General features: G+C 36.6%; 10 protein-coding genes. 8 read left to right on the top strand and 2 right to left on the bottom strand.

Going from position 1 to position 18,967, the window contains the following annotated elements; genetic code table 11:
• The first annotated feature begins 106 nt into the window (after positions 1 to 106).
• Positions 107 to 394: a type II toxin-antitoxin system RelE/ParE family toxin gene (locus R8749_RS07070; protein WP_317695381.1), complete on the top strand. Its 288-nt coding sequence runs from the start codon at positions 107 to 109 to the stop codon at positions 392 to 394.
• 14 nt (positions 395 to 408) lie between these two features.
• Complete coding sequence (locus tag R8749_RS07065; RefSeq protein WP_317695379.1) at positions 409 to 702, top strand: HigA family addiction module antitoxin; 294 nt, start codon at positions 409 to 411, stop codon at positions 700 to 702.
• 252 nt (positions 703 to 954) lie between these two features.
• Here the strand turns inward: R8749_RS07065 and R8749_RS07060 are convergent, their stop codons facing one another.
• Both R8749_RS07060 and R8749_RS07055 read right to left on the bottom strand, forming a co-directional pair.
• Complete coding sequence (locus tag R8749_RS07060) at positions 955 to 1,293, bottom strand: hypothetical protein (RefSeq protein WP_317695377.1); 339 nt, start codon at positions 1,291 to 1,293, stop codon at positions 955 to 957.
• Positions 1,283 to 1,558 (bottom strand): type II toxin-antitoxin system RelB/DinJ family antitoxin, encoded by a 276-nt coding sequence (locus R8749_RS07055; RefSeq protein ID WP_317695375.1) that lies wholly within the window; start codon positions 1,556 to 1,558, stop codon positions 1,283 to 1,285. Before R8749_RS07055 ends, R8749_RS07060 begins: the two co-directional genes overlap by 11 nt.
• A gap of 226 nt (positions 1,559 to 1,784) precedes the next feature.
• Between R8749_RS07055 and R8749_RS07050 the strand changes: the two genes are divergently transcribed.
• From R8749_RS07050 to R8749_RS07025, 6 genes are all read left to right on the top strand, one after another.
• Positions 1,785 to 6,494 (top strand): immunoglobulin-like domain-containing protein, encoded by a 4,710-nt coding sequence (locus R8749_RS07050; protein WP_317695373.1) that lies wholly within the window; start codon positions 1,785 to 1,787, stop codon positions 6,492 to 6,494.
• Positions 6,495 to 6,688: 194 nt separating this feature from the next.
• Positions 6,689 to 7,978 carry an ATP-binding protein gene (locus R8749_RS07045; RefSeq protein WP_317695371.1) on the top strand — a complete coding sequence of 430 codons (1,290 nt, stop codon included), beginning with the start codon at positions 6,689 to 6,691 and terminating at the stop codon, positions 7,976 to 7,978.
• 68 nt (positions 7,979 to 8,046) lie between these two features.
• Entirely contained in the window at positions 8,047 to 8,307 is a 261-nt protein-coding gene (locus R8749_RS07040; RefSeq protein WP_317695369.1) for a type II toxin-antitoxin system Phd/YefM family antitoxin, read from the top strand.
• 9 nt (positions 8,308 to 8,316) lie between these two features.
• On the top strand, positions 8,317 to 8,565 hold the full coding sequence (locus R8749_RS07035; protein ID WP_317698539.1) for a Txe/YoeB family addiction module toxin: 249 nt from the start codon (positions 8,317 to 8,319) through the stop codon (positions 8,563 to 8,565).
• Between the two features lie 402 nt (positions 8,566 to 8,967).
• Positions 8,968 to 13,815 (top strand): immunoglobulin-like domain-containing protein, encoded by a 4,848-nt coding sequence (locus tag R8749_RS07030; RefSeq protein WP_317695367.1) that lies wholly within the window; start codon positions 8,968 to 8,970, stop codon positions 13,813 to 13,815.
• Positions 13,816 to 14,148: 333 nt separating this feature from the next.
• Positions 14,149 to 18,774, top strand: coding sequence for an immunoglobulin-like domain-containing protein (locus R8749_RS07025; RefSeq protein WP_317695365.1), 4,626 nt, complete (start codon positions 14,149 to 14,151; stop codon positions 18,772 to 18,774).
• Positions 18,775 to 18,967: the final 193 nt, after the last annotated feature.

Raw genomic sequence — 18,967 nt, 5'->3', positions numbered from 1 at the left:
AGGATTCGGAGCAACATACCGAGTCTTTTTTTCTTTTAATCGATAGCAAATATTTTTTTATGACTGAGACACGTGTATAATAGAAATATAAATTAGGAATCGAAAAATGATTAAAAGCTTTGCAGATAAAGAAACAGAGAAAGTTTATCATCAACTTTTCTCCAAGAAGTTACCTCAAACAATTCAAAAAGGCGCTTTACGAAAATTGTTAATGTTAGACAATGCAGAAAATATTAATGATTTAAGAATTCCGCCGGCGAATCACCTTGAACAGTTGAAGGGAGATCGGAAAAAGCAGTACAGTATTACAATTAATAAGCAGTATCGATTGTGTTTTGAAGTACGGAATAATAATGATTTTGAGAACGTTGAAATAGTTGATTATCATGATTGAAAGGAACGAATATTATGGAAAGAATTCCTACACCCAAGATTAGTGAAATATTAAAAGAAGAGTTTATGCTGCCGTTGGATCTTTCGGCATATCGTTTAGCTCATGAGATTAAAGTTCCGACTTCCAGGATTCAAGATATTTTGCATGATCGGCGTCAGATAACCGTTGATACTTCAATTAGATTGGGGAGATTCTTTGGTATATCAGATCGTTATTTTCTTAATTTGCAAAATGATATTGAAATACGTAATGCAGAAACACAAAATAATAAAGAATATGATGAAATTAAACAAATTCAGTTCAGCTAGTTTGCAAAACGGGAATTTTTTTAGATATTAATAATTTTAAATTTGCAACTAAAAAAGCAGCCGACTTTTCTTTGAAAAATCATGCTGCTTCAAGTGCCCTCCGCAAAGGTACACCGCAATTAATATTAATATACATTATATTGATAAAAAAACAAGTCTAGTTAAAGCATTTAGCAAATAAACAAAAAAAGGATTCGGAGCAACATACCGAGTCCTTTTTTTAAGATTTCTTATTAAATCGAAAAACGCTTTTTACTTAAGATGGTTAATAAAGTTGTCGTTAAATTTATCAATTTCAATCTGATCTTTAATTGATAATCTTCCAATTTTTTTGAAAGATATAGTTGAATTAGGAATTTGTAAAATAGTTCCAATATCAACCCAAGATTCACGATTTAAGCCCGCTTGTTTCCAGTTAATAATTTTATAATACTGACGTTTAATAAATTCTGATTTATTTGTATATTTACTAGTAATTTTAAATACTTCTATATAAGAATCAGTAAATTTTCTCACTAGAACAGGTCTATTTTTACCGCCAGCGCCCTCAATGAATCCGACATAAAGACTAATAATATCATTAGTCTTCATCTTCTAACCACTTTTGGACTTCTTCAGAATTTTGGAATTTATGAACAGGAGTATCTTCGGTTTGCTTTAAAAAATGTAAGGTTGCTTTTTCACTTTCGGTTAATTCCAATTTAAAAGGCAAGCTTCCATTAGCGACAATTCTCTTATAGAACATTGTGATTGCAGTAGTTGGAGTTAATCCTAATTCGTTTAAAACGGTCTCGGTGTCGTTTGCTAAATCTTTGTCCACTTGGATTTGTATTCTTTTTTTGGCTTGAGTTGTCATTTGTTTTCTCCTTTATGTACTCATATTATACTACATTATGAGTGTAATGCGACACGTTATTAGCGGAAAACCCAAAATTGAAATAATCTGCGATTGGAAAGAGGAACCTTGATTTCTAATTTCATCTCATAAAAAACAACGCTAATAAGAAAAAAAAAAAAAAACAATGAAAAAATATGATACTATTTTATAGTGTAATAGAAATGCTTCAAATGAGGAGGAATTTATGAAGTTAAAACTTACTGGATTAGCTGGTACAGCGCTGTTGCTTTTGTCACCTGTTGCAAGTGCAATGAGTGCAGTGACGCAAGCTGTCCCAGTTCAAGCCGATAATACCTGGGATTATGATGTTGATGATCCTGGATTAGGGGATTATGACCAACTTTTGCAAAATGCAGGTCCTAGTGACGGAATTGTTGATTGGTATCCGACGAAAGAAGCGTTAGGAGAGAACCCTTCTGCTCAAGTATTAGTCCGTCAGTTGATTGATCTTTCTATTGCGACTAATGATAAAGATTCAGACGCTCGCAAAGTTCTTTTTAATGACACAACGGGAAATAATGCGAACGCTAGTTATAAAGATACTTATAACAAGTATAGTGTTGCTTTAGGATTTATTGCGCAGATTCTTGATTTTAACAATGCGAAAAGTGGAATTGGTGCAAGATTAGAACAAGCAGCAGTCGCTAGTGATAACGATCCACAAGATTCAGATGGCACTGGAGTGATCAGGGGAAGAATTATTGATGATCCAAGCAACAAGAGTTTAGGACATAATATTTCTGATGTATTAGGGACAGCGTTCTTTGGCAATGCTGATGATGCATATGCGCAAATTTATGTTAATGGCTATGACAATGTAGCCCAAAATGAAGCCAATATTATCCGGGAAGCAACAAGCAGCATTACGATTGTGGCTCAGAGTAAGACTACCGGTAAGAAAGCAACGGCTATTTTTAAACTGAATAATAAGACACTTCCCAAAGGTGCAGATAATTTAAAACTTAACAATTATGTTGATAATAGTGTTTATGCATTAGATAACAAAAATGGTAATGGGGAAATCGCAGGACTTAACATGACTACTGCTTCTCAGTCTACTATTGATAATCTGAAATTCTCAAAGGAATCAACTTTTTGGGCTGCTGGTACAAAAGACGCTAACGGCAAAGATGACGGCTCAGGCACAATTGTTGTTCCTCGCGGCACCACTGCAAAACAAGTTGCCAAATTGATTGCTGATCGAAAGATTGATAGTAATAATTCATTGCGTGAATCAGCTCCGATGAAGGCTATTCAAGCTGCAAATAATAAGGTAATGAGTGATGGTAAAACTCATTCTTATAGCCATGTTTACGAACGCGAAGAAACTGATCCGAATAGACATGGAACGTCATATGCTAACTATCCTGCTACTCCAAACTCAGGGATATTTAATTTTGCAGATCATATCCAATATGGAGTTAATGGACCTGGAAGCTTTAGCGGCAATTTTAGAGAATATAATAATATTTTAAACTCAAAATTAGGTCCGAATAGTTTAGATTTATCGAGTGCTGATGGTGGAACAACAATTGATGCTATAAAAATTACTGATCCTAGTACTTCAAAAACTAGTGATGCTTGGTTTGGAGGTTCTACGTTAGACAATGGAATAACAACAGGGGCAGATCATATGCTGGATACTAATGAAATGTACGATAACGGACATTTTACCAATAAATCAGCGTCCGAGGTGCCAAATGTAGGTCGTTCTGAAGGAGATCCTTTTACTGATGATGGTTCTTTATCTGCTAAAGTTGAGGGTACTGTAGTATCTCCTCAAGATAAAGATACTCATGTCGCTGGTGTTGATAGCGCAGATAAATTAACGAATATTGGTAAAGTTAAACATTTGTTTAAACCTTCTGATTATTTTAAGGAGGCTTATGATGCAAATCATTTTGTTACGAACAGTCCAGCATTGAAAGATTCCAGTGTAGACGATATTGCAAATAAAATCGCAAGTAATGGTAGTTTTACGGGTACTGACCCTAATGCAGAAATTAAAAAGAGCTTTACCTATGAAACTCCTGTCTCTGCTTGGTTGTACAAATCGTATAATAATCCCTATTCTACCGTTACTAGTAGTGCTGGAGCTCAAACAATTGATGGTGTTCCAATAGACACATCAAGTGCAGATCAAAAAAATAAAACTATTCAGCCTCAGAAAAAATTGGATCTTAACAATCCTAATGATGCCGATCCTGATTCATCAACTAATCCTATTTCTTTGGGTGATGGGACTTCAGGAAAACCTTCATACTTAGAATATCTTGGAAAAGATCCAACTAATCATAAAGATAAATATTTTTATGCGGGTGTATTTCAAACTTTAAATGCGACTTCAAATAATATTAGTAATAATTCTTTGACACTTGATTTTAGCAAAGCAACTACCAATGGTAGTGTTTCAAATCCTATATCAACTGGAACATTTAAGATTGGGGCAGGTAAAGCTGGAACGTTAGTTAAATACGGAGTTATTGGAACTGATGGTGAAAACCCCAACCCTAGTTATAAAGAAACGGGAGGAATTGATAGCGGTCTTTTAAGTGGTAGTGCAACAGCAAATTATTCTATTAATTTTAGTGGTGGTGGAATGGATACCAAAGTAGATGGTGGTGTTCAAAAGTATAAAAGCTTAGTTTTAAGAGATGATGCTGGATTTTTTGTACAGACATGGGATAAGAACACCAGAATAAAGGATGCATCTGGCAATATTATCGATAATCCTCAGCCATTAATTTATAATAAGAATTTAACATTACAGAACGGTTCAGCAGCAAGTTTTAGCAATTTAACCTTGGGGGAAGTTGATTCACCGAACTTTGAATCAAGATACTACCTAACTGGCGTTATATATTTTGATAGTTCTGGTAATATTACAGATTATGTATTAGGCGATCACATCTCTCAAACTTCTCAGTCAAAAAGAGCATACTTCAATTCAAATCTTTATAATAATCCAGAGGGTTCATTTGCTAAAAAGGATGACGGTAAAGACAAAAAAGAAACTAATAATAGTCGCTTTTTCGTATCACAAGATTTCTCTGTTGGACCAGTTTCAAGTGATATGGTTAGTGATCCGGGGGGTACAGATCTAAAAATTGGTTCGGACACTTATCCAGCTTATAAGACTTCGAATACTGGAACATTAGAAGAAAATGCACAAAAAATTCTTGATTTAACTATTAAATATAACGATCCTACTAAGAATCCTAAAAATATTACGAAACGAGATGCAGAAGTCAAAAATGAATTTACTGCAGCTAACGGCTATAAGTTAGTCACTCTTGACGATGCAGCAAAGAATCAAGGTACTACCGTAGATGCATTGGCTAACGAAGTTGCAAAAGTTACCGGTAAGACTGTTCAAGATGTTAAGAGAACTAAATGGCTTGAAGCATCACTGCCCCGTGTTAAGAGTAACGCTGGTACAGCCCGCATCAATGTCGTAATTTATGACAAAGCAGCAGTATCAGCTCCTACTAAAGAAGATACAAAGCCATCATTCTCAACAACTGATATCAGTGGTGGTAATGATCCATTCAATGTAAGTTTTAGACCTTACACTACAACTTATGATGATGGTGCAGTCTTAAAAGCTGCTGATGTTCCGCAGAACTTTAAGAATCTGCTTTCTAAGACATTGGTTGCTGGTAATCCTGATCTTGTCGGAAGCACTGCTAAATTGCAGCAGATCTTAGTATCAACCTTTCTTGACAGCTGGCAGCAAAATGACGGCAGCTTCAAACAGACTGACACGGGAGCTGGAGTAAATTCACCATTATACATGTATGGCGGTTTTGGGATCAGTAACTCCGATACCAAGAACTCCTATGCGCACTGGCCGAAAGGTTACACTGATAATAGTGGTGAATACAACACAGCTATTACTAACCACCAAGGGGACTTCTACCGAGGTGGTGTTAACTTAAAAGTAGCAGATAATAAGGGAACAATTACGGGAATTCCATTTACTTCTTTAACCGCCGATGTCAGCAAGGTAGACATTACCAAAGCCGGGACTTATCCCGTAGTCTATACTTACACTAATCCAAGCAACTCAAAGGATACGGCAAGTATTACCGTTCCAGTCACGGTAAGTGATTCATCAGCTCCCGTGTTTAGTTTCCAGGGAACAACCAATACTACGATTCACACCGGAGATAAGTTTGACATCCATAATTACAAAGTAGTAGGATCATGGTCAATCTTCAACAACTATGGCGGAGACTATAACAAGCTGCCTAACTTTGAAGGAATTGCGAAGAACACAGACGGCACCCCGAAGGTTACAGTAACAGGGACGGTAGATACTCATAAACCAGGGATTTATCAGTTAACCTATAAAGCAACCAGTACCAGTGGAGCAGTAACTGAGATGGTAAGAAACATTACCGTCTTACCAACAAATGGCAGCAGTAATCCAAGTAATCCAGATACTATTGATTGGAACATCAATGCTTACAAAGCAGTGGGGTATATCAATTATGTACCAGGTTATGGAATCATGGTGTACAATGCCCCAGCTGGAGCAGGGACTGGTCAAAGGTTAGCACATGGCACTGCCTGGAAGATTAGTCAAAGGGCAGTGAACGCCAAAGGCGAGACTTTCTACCGGGTAGGCAACAATCAGTGGATTAACGGGAAGTATGTCACATTTAGTCCAATTAACACGGTAATTCCATTACGAGGAGAAGTGATGATTGTCTACAAGAAGGGCTATGGCGTTAATCTTTGGAAGAGTGCCAGCACGACAAATGGCTTCTATCCGGGACGCAAGTTAATGCATGGAAGCCGGTGGAAAGTAAGCGGCAAGCAGAATGGATTCTACAAGGTTGGCAAAGATCAGTGGATCCAGGCCGATTACGCGGGTTATAAAGCCTACTAAAAAATTTAAATTTCATAATTCTCACTTTTAAAAACACGTTATAGAAGGATTCGGAGCAACATACCGAGTCCTTTTTGTTTGCAAAATTATAAACCTACAAAATTGCGTATTTAAAATCGAGAAATTTGCGTAATTGAAACCGTCAAATTTGAGTAGTACAATAAAATTGTTTTAAAACGAGGAGACCATTTTAAGTGAAATCAGCAAATGCATACCAAAAACGAATTATTGATCAACTACTCAAAAGAAATTTAGAAGAATTACCTGCAATTTTAATCGAGGGAGCAAAGGCGGTTGGTAAGACAGAAACTTGTCTGCAGTTAGCCAAGACGGTTTATGATTTAGATAACGAATCGATCAGGTTGCTGCTGAAAAATTCACCTGAAATAATTTTAAATAATGAGATTCCAGTTCTAATAGATGAGTGGCAGTTATTACCTGAAGTATGGTCGTTTGTCAGGCACCAAGTCGATCAAGGATTACCTGCGGGGAGTGTGTTGTTTACTGGCAGCAGTATTAAAGTAAATAGTCGGATTCATAGCGGTGCGGGAAGAATTATCCGGATGACACTTCGTCCTTTTTCAATTGAGGAACGACAAATGTCGGATCGTTATCTAAGAGTTGGCGATTTGTTAGAAATGAATCAAGAACAGAAAATTAGTGGGATTACTGATAAAACTTTAACAGATTATTTAGATGAAATTTTTCGGTCAGGTTTTCCAGGAATTAGAAATAAAAGTGAACATGCGCGCCATCTCTTGCTGCAAAGTTATGTAAATAACATTGTTGATCATGATTTTCAAGAAAATGGATTTATGATTAAAAAGCCTGAAAGCCTATTGTCTTGGATCAAATCTTACGCGGCGGCTATTGGCACCACAACAAAATTTCAAACAATCTGGCAGGCTGCAATGGCTAACAATTCTGAATCAGCATCTCGTAAAACGATTGAATACTATCACGAAGCTTTAAAGATTCTCGATATTATTGATGAAGTCCCTTCATTTTTGCCAGTAGGTAAAATCTATTCGAATCTTGCCCGTGCGCCAAAACATTTTATGTTAGATCCAGCAATTGCTCTTGAAATATTAGGAGTTGATCAGGCTCAATTAGTAAATTATAAAGTTCCAAGTTATATCGGAATTTTTAATCAGAGTTTTATTGGACAGCTTCTTGAATCACTGGTTTATCAAAGTTTAATCGTATATGCTGAAGCAAATGATGCTAAACTTTCCCATTTTCGCAATCATACTGGTACTCACGAGGTTGATTTTATTATTCAAAAGCAAAATCATTTAATTTTATTTGAAGTTAAAGCTGACCCAGAAGCAAAAGACAGTTATGTTAAACATTTAAATTGGTTTGAGGAATTGGTGAAAGGTGAATTTGAGGTCACAAAAGTTTTATTAAATACAGGTAAGGTGGCATACACTCGTAATCAGGATCATGTTCATGTCATTCCAATTTCAATGATAGGATCATAGAGTAGTACAACATACCGATTCTTTTTTGCTGACGTACATTATAATTAAGAAAAATGAGGGATAAGCAAGTGGAAAAAATTTTGACACCTACGGCGGCTCGTAAAAATCTTTATAAAATTATTAGTAACGTCAATAGAGATTCTAAGCCGGTTATTATCCAAGGAACTGATAAAAGTAAAAGCGCGGTTTTGATCGCTAAAAAAGATTACGATTCTTTACAGGAAACGATGAAATTAATTCTTAATGGACAAATTCGTGATGCAAAAAATAGAGAAAATGACGAATCAGTTGATTTAGATCAGATGATTCAAGATCTCGAAAATGAATAACGGGTAAAAATTAAGATTGCAACAACTGACAAAAAGGATTTGAAAAAAGTTCTTCACAGCCCGTTAAAAAATATTTTTTTTGAGATCAAGGAAACTTTAGAAGAAAATCCCTATAACCCCATCCAATCATTTGAAAAATTAGTTCCGCCAGCTGCAGGTTTTTATTCTCGGCGGTTAAATGAACAACATCGGGTAGTCTATAAGATTTTTAAAAAAGAGCGATTAGTAATAATCTATTCGCTATGGGCTCATTACTAAGTGACACAAAAAAGGATTCGGAGCAACATACCGAGTCTTTTTTTGTTAGCCCTCATCTTCTATCCACTTTTTGATTTCCCCGGAATTTTCAAATGAATGCACGGGAGTATCTTGGGTTTGTTCCAAGTTAAAAGCAAATTGACAATTTTTTATAGAACATAATTTGGAGTCGATCCCAATTCATTTAAAATAACCTCGATGTTTTTATATTTAAATCAAACTTCATAACATGTTATTAGCGGGGAACCAAAGATTAAAATGATCGGCAATTAAAAAGAGGAATCTTGATTTTTAATTTTTTCTCATAAAAAATGACGCTAATAAAAAAAAAAAAAAAAACAATGAAAAAATATGATATTGTTTTATAATGTAACTTGAATACTTCGAAAAAAGGAGAAATTTATGAAGTTAAAACTTACTGGCTTAGCTGGTACAGCGCTGTTATTGCTGTCGCCCGTTGCAAGTGCAATGAGTGCAGTGACGCAAGCTGTCCCAGTTCAAGCCGATAATACCTGGGATTATGATGTCGATGATCCCGGACTGGGGGATTATGACCAACTTTTGCAAAATGCAGGTCCTAGTGACGGAATTGTTGATTGGTATCCGACGAAAGAAGCGTTAGGAGAGAACCCTTCTGCTCAAGTATTAGTCCGTCAGTTGATTGATCTTTCTATTGCAACTAATGATAAAGATTCAGACGCTCGCAAAGTTCTTTTTAATGACACAACGGGAAATAATGCGAACGCTAGTTATAAAGATACTTATAACAAGTATAGTGTTGCTTTAGGATTTATTGCGCAGATTCTTGATTTTAACAATGCGAAAAGTGGAATTGGTGCAAGATTAGAACAAGCAGCAGTCGCTAGTGATAACGATCCACAAGATTCAGATGGCACTGGAGTGATCAGGGGAAGAATTATTGATGATCCAAGCAACAAGAGTTTAGGACATAATATTTCTGATGTATTAGGGACAGCGTTCTTTGGTAATGCTGATGATGCATATGCGCAAATTTATGTTAATGGCTATGATAACGTAGCGCAAAATGAAGCCAATATTATCCGGGAAGCAACGAGCAGCATTACGATTGTTGCTCAGAGTAAGAGTACTGGCAAGAAAGCAACGGCTATTTTTAAACTGAATAATAAGACGATGCCAAGAGGTGTTGAAGGATATAAAGTTAATAATTATATCGATAATAGCGTTTATGCGCTTGATAACAACAACACTGATATTGCTGGATTGAACATGACCACTGCTCCGCAGTCGACGATTGACAGCATCTCATTTTCAAAAGAATCAACATTTTGGGTTGACGGAAATGATGGTGCGGGGACCATTGTCGTACCACGGGGCACTACTGCTCAACAAGTTGCTGAGTTAATTTCAAAGAGAAAATTAACCGTTAATAACTCGCTTAGAGAAACAGCTCCAATGAAGGCGGTTCAAGCAGCTACTACTTCAGGTAAGCCTGAAGGCAGTAAGAAGATAGAGGGTACGAATAAAACTTGGGCTGATGTTTCATATAGTCACGTGTATGAAGCTGAGAGGTATAATTATAATTCGGGGACAACGACTAATCCTTTCCCTGAAGCAAATCCTTATATGGAATTGAATGGTTCAGCAAATTATAACCAAAAAAATATTTATAATTTTGCCCCTGAAGTTGTTTATGGAGTTAATGGGCCTAATCATAAACTTGACCTAGGATCTCCGAAAACTTTACAGTATCGTGAATATAATAATGTATTTAACTCTAATTTTGGAGGGAAACATTCAACGGCTTTCGCCATTCCTCTCCCAAATTCAGTTGAAGATCCGAGGATTTATACTACTTCCGAAACACCGGGAGCAGATGGATGGTTTGGTGGTGGAGATCACATGATTGATACCAATAAGCTTCTTGCAGGTGGTATGACTACCAAATCAGCAGAATCTCTGCCTGATGCTGATGTTTCAGAAGGTTCACCTTACGATAAATCGGATGCTATTGAACCAAACGATTCAAGTTTAATGTCTGCTTATGATAAAATCCACGTAGCTGGCATCGGTGATGATCCAGGGATTAGTGACTATAGGTATTCTACAAAATCGAAAGCAACAAAATCCACTAATGTTGGTAAAGTTCAGCATTTATTTAAACAGCCGAAAAATAAGTATTTAAAAGAGTCCTATGATGCTAATCATTTTGTGATGAATAGTCCTGCTTTACAAAGTAACGATGTTAAAGATATAACAAATCAAATTGCTCAGAATGGATCTTTTTCTGAGATAAGTCAAAGCGGACAAATTAAAAAGAGTTTCACTTATGAAGCACCAGCATCAGCCTGGGTTTATAAGTCTTATGATAATCCGTATTCAACGGTCATGAGTAGTGCGGGAGCAAAAACCGTCGATGGGAAGCCGCTAGAAGACGATCAGTCTAATTCAACAATTCAACCTCAAACGACTTTAGATTTGGATCAACCAGATAATCCAAATCCCGATAAAAATGGGGCACATGTAATTGAATTAACAGAACCGACTACCAATTCAGGAAATGGATACTTATACCCAATAAAAGTTAAAGATACTTCGTCGTCTCTAAAATATTACTTTTACTATGCAGTCTATAATCGAAAAAAACCTACCGATGCAACATCTAATTTAACAACCAAAAAAAATTTAATTTATAATGCCTTTAATGAAGATCCAGATCTTAAAATTCTTTTACACTCAGGATGGTCTACTGTTTCCCGAGGGACATTAAATAAATTTGGCGTATTTGGTTCTGATGGTGAAAACCCAGATTCTAATGTGAGAGAGGCAGGTTATCCAACTTCTGTAAATGGTATTTACCAAATACTTTCAGGGACCATGCATAAAACGACTATGAATCATCCAAAATTATCAATTCCGAATCTTAATTTAGTAATTGATGATAGAATACAGGGAAACGATGTGTTTTATAAAGTTAAAGTTTTGGATGATACGGATGTATTTGTTCAAACGTGGGATAAAAACACTAGAACAAAAGAAAAAGTTGGTAATGAATTTGTTTATACTAAAAATCCAAACCCCTTAATTTACAATAAAAATGTAAGTGATGTTAAAGGAAATTTTGATGAAAATACGTTAGAAATTGTTGATTCTCCAAACTATGAATCTAAATATTATTTAACTGGATTGTTTGGAGTTAATGATTCAACAAAAAATGTTGGATTATATGTGTTAGGTGACCACATCGCTCAAACTTCACAGTCCAAGAGAGCTTATTATAATTCAAACCTATATAACAATCCTAAAGGTGCATTTTCAAAGACAGGTTCACATAAAAACAATAGCCGTTTCTTTGTTTCCCAAGATTTCTCGATTGGACCAGTATCAACTGACATGATCAATGATCCTAGTAATGATCCAAAAGCGGGAGTTACGATCGATGGAGAGTATTATCCGTATGGAGTTAATGATACTACTCACGGATTAACACCGGAACAAAATGCGGAACAAATTCTTAAATTAACCGCAATGTATAACGATCCAACGCAAAACAAAGATTATAACAAAGTGGTTGCTGATGGTGACGATGCATCTAAAATTAAAAATGAATTCTCCAATACTGGTGGTGACGGTAACGGTTATGGTACTGATGGAACAGGTTATAAATTTGTTTCAATTAAAGATGCATCTGAAAAACAAGGCGTTTCTGAAGACCAGTTGGCAAATGAAGTTGCTAAAGTAACAGGTAAATCTGTAAATGATGTTAAATCAATTAAGTGGATGGAAGCATCTTTGCCAAGAATGAAACGTAATGCAGGTAAGGCTCGGATCAATGTCGTAATTTATGACAAAGCAGCAGTATCAGCACCAACTAAGCAGGATACAAAACCATCATTCTCGACAACAGATATCAGCGGCGGTAACGATCCATTTAACGTTAATTTCCGTCCTTATACTACTACTTACGATGATGGAGCAGTCTTGAAAGCTGCCGATGTTCCGCAGAACTTCAAGAATCTGCTTTCTAAGACATTGGTTGCTGGGAATCCTGACCTTATTGGCAGCACAGCTAAATTACAGCAGATCTTAGTATCAACCTTCCTTGACAGCTGGCAGCAAAATGACGGCAGCTTCAAACAAACGGACACGGGAGCCGGAGTTAACTCGCCACTTTATCTCTATGGCGGTTTCGGAATCAGTAACTCCGATACTAAAAACTCTTATGCGCAGTGGCCAAAAGGTTATACGGATAATAGTGGTGAATACAACACTGCTATTACTAACCACCAAGGAGACTTCTATCGAGGCGGAGTCAACTTAAAAGAAGCAGATAACAAAGGAACCATAACTGGGATCCCATTTACGGCTTTAACTGCTGATGTTAGTAAGGTAGACATCACTAAAGCTGGAACTTATCCAGTAGTTTATACTTACACTAATCCAAGCAACTCCAAGGATACGGCAAGTATCACGGTACCAGTAACCGTAAGTGATTCATCAGCACCGGTATTTAGTTTCCAAGGCACAACTAATACCACAATTCACACCGGAGATAAGTTTGATATCAATAACTACAAAGTAGTAGGATCATGGTCAATCTTTAATAATTATGGGGGCGATTATAACAAGCTGCCTAACTTTGAAGGAATCGCCAAGAACGCAGACGGCACTCCGAAGGTTACGGTAACAGGGATAGTGGATACTCATAAGCCAGGGATTTACCAGTTAACATATAAAGCAACCAGTGTCAGTGGTGCAGTAACTGAGATGGTAAGAAACATTACCGTATTACCATCTAATGGCAGCATTACAACACCAAGTACCGATGATTGGAACATCAATGCTTATAAAGCAGTGGGGTATATCAATTATGTACCAGGTTATGGCATTATGGTGTACAATGCCCCCGCTGGAGCAGGAACTGGACAGAGATTAGCACATGGAACTGCTTGGAAGATCAGCCAAAGGGCAGTGAACGCCAAAGGCGAGACTTTCTACCGAGTAGGAGATAACCAGTGGATTAACGGTAAGTACGTCACATTTAGTCCAATCAACACGGTAACTCCATTAAGAGGTGAGGTGATGATCGTTTACAAGAAGGGCTATGGGGTTAACCTGTGGAAGAGTGCAAGTACGACAAACGGCTACTATCCAGGACGCAAACTGATGCATGGCAGCCGGTGGAAAGTAAGTGGCAAGCAGAATGGATTTTACAAGGTCGGTAAAGACCAGTGGATCCAGGGAGATTACGCCGGTTTTAGAAGTTATTAACAAATTTAAATTTCATAATTCTCTACACGTTACAAAGGGATTCGGAGCAACATACCGAGTCCTTTTTCTTTGCAAAATTATACAATCGATTTTGATATGTTTTTATAAATTATTTTCGAATAATAAATTTACCGTCATATTTTTAAATCTATAAATTAACATCGAAAAATAGAAATTTTATTTCTTTATAAATTATGATTATTTTTTTGATTAAAACTGATTAAAATTGATATTAATAGCAATATAGATAATGTATCTAAATGTAAATTTTGGTCATGTAACATCTTGTGATAGAATATAAAAACGAAACTTTACTTCATAAAAGGAGAATATATGAAATTTAAAATAGCTGGATTATCAAGTATCGCTCTTTTATTATTGTCACCGATTTCGACGGCAATGACAGCAACAGCGGTGCCAGTTCATGCTGAGAATAACTGGGACTATGATGTGGATAATCCTAGCCTTGGAGATTACGATCAATTATTACAAAACGCTGGGCCAACAGATGGAGTTGTTGATTGGTATCCAACCAAAAATGCTTTAGGAGCGAACCCAACTGCACAAAAAGTAGTTCAACAGTTGATTGATTTATCACTTGCAACTAATGACAAAAATTCTAATGCCCGTAAAGTGCTGTTTAACGACACGACAGGGAGCAATAATAAATCTGGCTACAAGGAAACGTATGATAAATACAGCGTCGCTTTGGGGTTCATTGCGCAAATTCTTGATTTTAATAATGAGAAAAGCGGAACGGGAGCGCGCCTAAAACAAGCAGCCGAGGTTGGAACCGATGATCCGACAGATTCCGATGGGGACAGTATTATCAAGGGTCGAATTACGGAAGATCCTAGTAATAAAAATGTTGGCCGTAATATTTCAGACGTGTTGGGAACGGCTTTCTTTGGTAATGCTGATGATGCGTATGCTCAAATCTATATCAATGGATATGATAATGTCGCGCAAAATGCAGCAAATATAATTAGAGAGACCACATCAAGTATTACAATTGTCGCCCAAAGCAAGAGTACGGGCAAAAAAGCGACGGCAATTTTTAAGCTTAATAACAAAACTCAACCAAATGTAGCTGCAGGAACTAGACTTAATAACTATGTGGATAATAGTCTTTATGCCTTGGACAAAGATAGCAATGTTGACGTTGCAGGATTAAACATGACGACGACTTCGCAAAATGTAATTGATCAGCTTAATTTTTCCAAGAAGACGAGCTATTGGTTTGACAGCAGCAACGGTGGAAGTACGATTGTCGTACCAAGAGGCACAACTGCAAAACAAATTGCAGAAATCATCTCGAAGAAGAAATTAATGGGAGCTAATTCACTTCAAGAGGTAGCCTCAATGAAGGCTATTCAATCTACTACAGCACCGGGAGATGAGGGAGCTAATAACGAGATCATCGGCTCTAACGGTAAGACTTGGAAAGACGTTTCTTATAGTCACGCTTATGAACCAATTTTAAGAGGATCCAATGTTGGAAGAGTTATGGATTCTAATGGTCCAATGCCTTACCCTCAGAATAATTATGTTTCACCTATTGCTGGTTTGGGTGGACCTGATAGAGATATTCTTTGGAAATATGGAGAACGGTATCGTGAATATAGTAATATCTTTAATGGATCTGGTCACGGCGGATTTGGTCCCAACGGCATAATTACAACGAGTCCTTATGCAACGTATCAGAGTTGGTTTGGTGGTGCTCTTGACGATGATAAGCTACATATGATTGACACTAATGTTCTATTTGATTCAGAAATTTCTGCTAGTAAAAAATTTATGCCCAAATCAGCAGCTTCGATTCCTGATTTTAAAATGTCTGAAGGAACCCCTTATGACCAAAAAGACGCAATACCCAATGCGGCTAATATGTCTAGTAAAAAAAGCTCTTTAGAGAATAAAGTTGCTGGCACAATTGATCCTATGAAAGGATCAAATGTAGGTAAAGTAAAGCATCTATTTCAACCATCAAGTTATTTTAAAGAATCTTATGATGCTAATCACTTTGCGACTAATGATCCAAAAATTAATTCTTCAGGAAATGGAGATTTAATTAATCAACTTCTAAATAGTGGAAGTTTTTCTAACGGTCAAGTAAAAAAGAGTTTTACTTATGAGGCTCCCGTTTCAAGTTGGATGTATAAGTCATATAATAATCCTTATTCGACTGTCGTTAGTAGTCAAGCAGCGGTAACTCTTGATGGTACGGCTGCTACTGTAAGAAATGGAGTAACTAATTCAACGATTCAGCCTCAAGAATATTTGAATTTAGATGATCCCAATAATCCTAATGTAAAGGGACCAATCAAGTTATCATCGGATGCCTATGTTAAATACGTTAAAGATGATAATGGAGATCTAACTTACTTTTTTGCGGGTGTTTTTGATAAAGATACTTATCAAAATGTTATGGGAGTTGGGAATTCTTCATCAAAAACAATTGATATTGATCTAAAAAAATCGGATAATCATTCTCTTGATATTAATTTTTCTTTGGTACCATCAATACCTGCTAATTCAGATAACCGTAATACATTTCAAAAATATGGTGTAGTAGGAACATCAGGAAAAATAATAAATGAGCCTAATATGTCAGGTAGTGATTCAGGTGATATCTCTGGATCAGAAAATATTGGAAATTTAAACAATCCTTTTGTAAATAGTTCTGATCAAATAAAATTAGAGTCTCCATATGATAAGATTCAACTTTGGGATGAATCAGAGTATTATGTACAAACTTGGGATAAAAATATAAGAACCAAAGATTTTTCTGGCAATTTAACGTTAGATTCTAGCCCTATCATTTACAATGATGATACTGGTTTTGGAGCAGATGATAGAAATTTTGATTCACCTAATTTTGAAGGCAATTACTATATAACTGGAGCATTTGTTTTACGTGAAAATCCGTCTAGTCATAAATATGATTTAAAAAAATATGTGATTGGTGAACATTTTTCTCAAGGAGATGGGTCCAAGAGAGCATATTTTAATTCCAATCTCTATAACAATCCTAACGGATATTTTTCCAAAACTAAGAAATTCGAAAATAACAGTCGTAATTTTGTATCACAAGATTTCTCAATTGGACCTGTTTCGACGGATATGATTACTGATCCGGGAGTTTCTGGTGCGGGTGTTACCATTGATGGAACTTATTATCCGTACGGGAAAGATGATCCTGCAGGTAAGTCAACGGAAGATAATGCTTCTAAGATTTTGCAACTGGCAGTTTTGAATAATGCCCCAGAACATAATGAAGCTAACGAAGATTTGGTTACTCATAAAAAGCCTACTAACGAGTTCACTGACACTGGCGCTGACAGCAATGGTCATGGAACTGATGGAACTGGCTACAAGTTAGTTACAATTAGTGATGCAGCAACTAAGCAAGGTGTTACTGAAGACGAACTTGCAGAAGAAGTATCAAAAGTTACTGGAAAAACTAAAGATTGGGTTAAAAATACTCGCTGGGTTCAAGCAACGCTTCCTCGTCTAAACAAAAATGCAGGTAACGCAAGAATCAACGTCGTAGTCTACGATAAAGAGGCAGTTCCTGCGCCAACTAAGGAGGACACAAAACCATCGTTCTCTACAACTGATGTTAGTGGAGGAAATGATCCATTTAACGTTAGTTTCAGACCGTATACTACAACTTATGATGACGGAGCAGTATTGAAAGCTGCTGATGTTCCTCAGAACTTTAAGAACTTATTAAGTAAGACTCTTGTTGCTGGCAATCCTGATTTAGTAGGAAGCACTGCTAAACTGCAGCAAATCTTAGTGTCATCATTCTTAGACAGCTGGCAGCAAAATGACGGCAGTCATAAACAGACCGATACAGGAGCTGGAGTCAGTTCACCGCTTTACATGTACGGAGGATTCGGAATTAGTAACTCTGATACCAAGAATTCCTATGCTCATTGGCCAAAAGGTTATACAGATAACAGTGGCGATTATCAAACTTCAGTTACAAGTTATTCAGATGATTTCTATCGAGGAAGTAAAGATTTAGTTACAACAGATGGAAGCAAGATTAGTGGGATTCCTTTCTCTGCTTTAACTGCCGATATCAGCAAATTAGACATTACCAAAGCTGGAACCTATCCAGTTGTATATACTTACACCAATCCAAATGATCCAAAAGACACGGCAAGTATTACGGTACCAGTAACCGTGAGTGATTCATCGGCTCCAGTATTCTCATTCCAAGGATCAACGAATACCACAATTCACGTAGGTGAAAAATTTGATATTAATAACTACAAAGTAGTTGGTTCATGGTCAATTTTTAACAATTATGGCGGAGACTACAGTAAGCTTCCTAATTTTGAAGGGATTGCTAAAAATACAAATGGAACTCCTAAAGTAACAGTAACTGGTAAAATTGATACACAAAAGCCAGGAATTTACCAGATTACATATAAGGCAACGAGTACAACGGGAGCCGTAACCGAGATGGTGAGAAACATTACCGTGTTACCATCAAATAGTAACGATTGGAATGTTACTGCAAATAAAGCAATAGGTTACATCAATTACGTACCAGGTTATGGCATCATGGTTTACAATGCACCCGCTGGATCTTCTACGGGAGTAAGACTAAATCACGGTACTGCATGGAAAGTTAGCCAGAAGGCAGTGAATGCCAAGGGAGAGACCTTCTACCAGGTTGGCAGCAATCAATGGATCAACGGGAAGTATGTATCATTTAGTCCAATTAGTACAATGATTACTTTAAAAGGCGAAGTTAAGATTGTCTATAAGAAGGGTTATGGCGTCAACCTTTGGAAGTCAGCAAGCACTACAGGCGGTTACTATGCAGGACGCAAGTTAATGCATGGCACTAGCTGGAAAGTAACTGGCAAGCAGAATGGGTTCTACAAGGTTGGCAAAGATCAGTGGATTCAAAGCGACTATGTCAGCTTTAAATCGTATTAAAAAATAAGAAAGGATTCGGATTTATTTTCCGAGTCTTTTTTTTGCTTAGAAACTTAACGATGTAGTAATAGAAATTACTGATATAAAGCTATAAATTTAGAAGACTTGAACGATATAAAAGACAAATGTTCTTCAAGGATACTTATTCAATAACAATTATCATGTATTGATTTTCGCAAAATTTTGATTTGTT

It is taken from the genome of Xylocopilactobacillus apis, assembly GCF_033095965.1.
In the GTDB taxonomy this organism is placed as follows: Bacteria; Bacillota; Bacilli; order Lactobacillales; family Lactobacillaceae; genus Xylocopilactobacillus; species Xylocopilactobacillus apis.
The sequence above is the reverse complement of the archived record's forward strand: the minus strand, read 5'-3'. Positions and strand labels throughout refer to the sequence as shown.

What these genes read in the sequence shown, in the direction of transcription:
- R8749_RS07050 (WP_317695373.1), top strand. Translation starts at nt 1,785, where the DNA reads ATGAAGTTAAAACTTACTGGATTAGCTGGTACAGCGCTGTTGCTTTTG.
- R8749_RS07025 (WP_317695365.1), top strand. Translation starts at nt 14,149, where the DNA reads ATGAAATTTAAAATAGCTGGATTATCAAGTATCGCTCTTTTATTATTG.
- R8749_RS07030 (WP_317695367.1), top strand. Translation starts at nt 8,968, where the DNA reads ATGAAGTTAAAACTTACTGGCTTAGCTGGTACAGCGCTGTTATTGCTG.
- R8749_RS07065 (WP_317695379.1), top strand. Translation starts at nt 409, where the DNA reads ATGGAAAGAATTCCTACACCCAAGATTAGTGAAATATTAAAAGAAGAG.
- R8749_RS07060 (WP_317695377.1), bottom strand. Translation starts at nt 1,293, where the DNA reads ATGAAGACTAATGATATTATTAGTCTTTATGTCGGATTCATTGAGGGC.
- R8749_RS07070 (WP_317695381.1), top strand. Translation starts at nt 107, where the DNA reads ATGATTAAAAGCTTTGCAGATAAAGAAACAGAGAAAGTTTATCATCAA.
- R8749_RS07055 (WP_317695375.1), bottom strand. Translation starts at nt 1,558, where the DNA reads ATGACAACTCAAGCCAAAAAAAGAATACAAATCCAAGTGGACAAAGAT.